4 protein-coding genes and 1 pseudogene are annotated in these 3,485 nt (G+C 38.0%); 4 read left to right on the top strand and 1 reads right to left on the bottom strand.

Translation table 11 applies throughout. The annotated features are described in order from the left end of the window. From FIS9605_RS44785 to FIS9605_RS0135835, 3 genes are all read left to right on the top strand, one after another. On the top strand, positions 1-779 hold a 779-nt coding region (locus tag FIS9605_RS44785), incomplete at its 5' end, for a hypothetical protein (protein ID WP_051470333.1). Positions 780-923: 144 nt separating this feature from the next. After that, positions 924-1,304: a hypothetical protein gene (locus FIS9605_RS0135840; protein ID WP_026736748.1), complete on the top strand. Its 381-nt coding sequence runs from the start codon at positions 924-926 to the stop codon at positions 1,302-1,304. Between the two features lie 37 nt (positions 1,305-1,341). After that, complete coding sequence (locus tag FIS9605_RS0135835; protein ID WP_026736749.1) at positions 1,342-1,566, top strand: hypothetical protein; 225 nt, start codon at positions 1,342-1,344, stop codon at positions 1,564-1,566. A 325-nt stretch (positions 1,567-1,891) separates the two neighbouring features. On the opposite strand, the pseudogene FIS9605_RS39625 reads toward FIS9605_RS0135835, so the two are convergent. After that, a pseudogene (locus FIS9605_RS39625) lies at positions 1,892-2,981 on the bottom strand (RNA-guided endonuclease InsQ/TnpB family protein); the annotation flags it as partial. A 58-nt stretch (positions 2,982-3,039) separates the two neighbouring features. On the opposite strand from FIS9605_RS39625, the gene FIS9605_RS0135825 reads away from it, so the two are divergent. Further along, a complete protein-coding gene (locus tag FIS9605_RS0135825; RefSeq protein WP_026736764.1) occupies positions 3,040-3,222 on the top strand; it encodes a hypothetical protein in 183 nt (60 codons plus the stop codon). The last annotated feature ends 263 nt before the right edge of the window (positions 3,223-3,485 follow it).

The raw sequence follows: 3,485 nt of genomic DNA, 5'->3' as shown, positions 1-3,485 counted from the left end.
AAGCTGCTAACGTATCAACTGCTTACTTGTACAAGCAGGAAGATTTGAGGACTAGAATTGAAACCCTACGTGACCAGCAAAAGCAAAAACCTAAATCTAAACAACCTCCAGCAGCATCCGACAATTCTAAATCCGTTATTATTTCCACTTTAAGGGAAGAGAACAAGAAGTTACGAGCAGAAATAGAAGGACTTCGTAGAATCAATGAAGGGTTAGCTGGTAGGGTTTATCATCTACAAGGTGCTGATGATTTAGCAGAAAGGCTCAAGGCTGAAAATTCAGATTTAAAACAACAATTAGATGAATGTCGCCGCCATACCTCACCTCCGCCAACAAAAGATAATCCAAAAATAACCTCAATAGAAAAGAAGCGATCTAAAAAAACTGGTGGCAGTGACAAAATAAAATCTGAACTAGATGCATTAAAAATAAAAATGAATACAACCCTGTCAAAGCTAATAGAAGAGGTTCCAGAGGAAACGGTAATAAAAGCGATTGATGCACTCAAAGAAGCTTTATCTATCACTCAAGTACGCAATCCGGCAGGGTTTTTAGCAGAAGCTATCAGAAATACTTGGATACCCAATGAAAGGTATGAGGAGAAAGCAGAACTGGATATTTTTAAAGAATGGTTTCCAGTTGCTCAGTCTAAAAGATTAGTTGTAGCTTCAACAAAAATTGAAGGAGTGCTACACGTTTGTAGTCCTGAAGGTGAATGGATTCCTTTTGAAGAAATGGTTGCTAAGTATCCCTTAGAAGGATTACAGGAAATGACCTAGCTATCATTAGCTTTCTATAAATGTTTAGTTAAGTAGAGAAAATATTACAGTAAAATCACTACTTTTAATTTTTTCAGTGAAATTTCCGTTACCACAGAGGATAAGAGCAGTTATTTTTGATTTGATGTAAACATTTTAAAATAAATGACGCACTCATCAAATGCGTGGGATGACGCACTTTCCGAACTTGGTGATGGTGGTTTTATAGCTAATATTTTAGGCACTGCATACGATTCAACACGATTTAAGAAATACCGCCAGGATCTCATGTCTGATAAAAGTTGGGATAAAGAAAAAGCGGCTAATGAGATGATATTTCAAGCTGCCACAAAAATGACAGCACAGGGCGGAGGTTTAGGAATTTTTGGTGGTTTAGGTGCAGTAGCTGCTGGAGCAACAGATATCGCATCATTGATGTATCACCTTGTAGAAATGTGTGGTGTACTCGCAGAAATTTACGGTCTTGACACTAGTGATGATAGAGTGAAAGCTTTTTTATTTAGCTGGTGTTTCAGGAGATTCTAATCTTACTGATAAAGCTTTTGTACTTTTAGACATAGGAATGAATGCCACAGCTAGAGACATAGCTCTAAAACCTTTAGTCAAAACCTTACTAGTACCTATACTTAAAGCAATAGGAGTAAAAGTTGGTGTTAGGGGCGGAATTAAATTAGCAGAGTTAATTCCTATTGCAGGCGCAATTGTTGGTGGAGGAACCAATTGTTGGGTGGTAAATGATGTAGGACATAAGTTATTAAAAAAGGTAAAACAAATTAAAAGAAAATAATGATTGAGTATTTTTTAGAAAAGCTCAAACTTAAAAAGTGATAAACGCCATTCAAAATATTTACATTTAGTTCCCTTTACCTTTGTCAGGCGAAGGGTTCTTTTGTTTGGTGTTCTTTAATGGCATTAATCAAAATGGTTGCCGCTCGCCCTGGAAGGTGGTAGGTCAGTTGACTGGTACGCTAAGAACATTCCAGGTCTACCGGGGAACTATTATTCTGCCAGGGCGATTGTTGAAGAGATGATAGAGGAGTATGCTGAATGAACAACGTTGTAGAAAATGACAACAGCGTATAATCACTTGCTTATCTACGTTGTAGACTTTAAAAACGACATAAACTGGTGTTAGCTTCCTCGGTTACTGTTAGTATAATTCCGTATTCTGGGCACAGTTGTTTAAGTCTTTCAATTAATCTCCCAGTGGGAATAACAACGAAATTTTGATTATTGCGCTTGCCCATATCAGAGCCATTTTTCTGCCCTTCATTCCAACCAATACTAAATTTCCAATTCGGTCGTTTAAGCATTGATTGACAATGAATCTGGCAGCTTTATTGATGGCGTCACGCATTTGATTATTGCGTTTGCGTTGTACTCTATCAAGGTTTCCATCCCAATAAAAATCAGATTTGCCCTGTTTGTATTTAGCAACTAAGCGGCAATAACCTTGGTTCATTGCTTTTAGTTTGCTGCCATCAATGATTAGGCTTTTACCACGGGTTGAAACACCTGTTAACCAGTTGCTTCCTCCGTGGTCAAAGCCCCATGCTTGCGTGTAATCAAGGTTAGGGTTAACGCTAATTGGTTGCTTACCATCATCTATCACCACTACAATCCAAAACTCACCGTAGCAAGGACGAACGGTGACTTCTTTCACCCAATCGGAGTTGATGAAATCTGGTAAAGGAATTTTATTTGAGTAATTAATTCTGGCTTTGTGTCCTTGCTGATTGATGGATGAAAGTAACCATCTTTTAAAGTCAGAGCTTGCCTTGGAAATGTAACCGCAGCAAGTCCGCCACGCTTTCTGTATTTAGGCAATGATGGTCTGTCAACCTCACCGTTGTAATAAGCTTTAACCAACCCGTTGTAGCTAGTAATTGACTCCCCCACCGTTTTAAGAGTTTGCTGTGCTGACTGTGCAGCCATTGCCTTGTAATATGGACTGTTTTTTAGAACTTTGTCCAGTTCTGGATAAGTCGTACTGCACCTTCTTGTTTTCCAACCGTAACGTAAATCATCACCGCGCCAATAAGTTGTGAATGCATTTCCAGATTCTTGCAGCTTGGTGTAATGAGTTTGGCGAGTATGGTAAATCGCGCAATTAATTAAACTGTTTGCGTGTTCGCATTGGTCAACCCAAAACGCTTTTTCTTCTTCTGTAAATCTAGCTCTAATTGGAATTGTTCTGTACAGTTGACTCACCTTCTATTTCTTTGTTAATCTATGCTTAGATTAGCCGGCGCTTCTAATTATGTCAACAGGAAAAGGAATAAAAAGAATAAAAAATAACCCTGTTTTTTACACAGAGTTAAAAAAAGGTCATGAAATTTCCCTTACTGACTATTCGTGGAATAAATTAAAAGAATTGGCTAATAAAAAGGGATTAAGTGCCAGTGAATATGTAGAACAATGGTTAAGAAACACTGCGGACTAAAGTCCTGCGAGTCGGTTTTCATCCCCGATTATGTCGTTTTTAAAGTCTACAACGTAGATAAGCAAGTGATTATACGCTGTTGTCATTTTCTACAACGTTTCAAGTGGATACTGAGCTAACATCTCCGAAAAAGGTATCCACTTTTCATCGTTAGTGTAGATCATGATGCCGTCTTTAGTAGTTTGACTAGCTTGAATTAATCTCTTTTGCTTGGCTTTTGGATACCATTCACTGAATAAGTCTAACTCCGATTTAATTTGAAT

The sequence above is a fragment of the Fischerella sp. PCC 9605 genome (assembly GCF_000517105.1).
GTDB lineage: Bacteria > Cyanobacteriota > Cyanobacteriia > Cyanobacteriales > Nostocaceae > PCC9605.
This window is presented reverse-complemented; position numbering and strand designations above follow the sequence as displayed.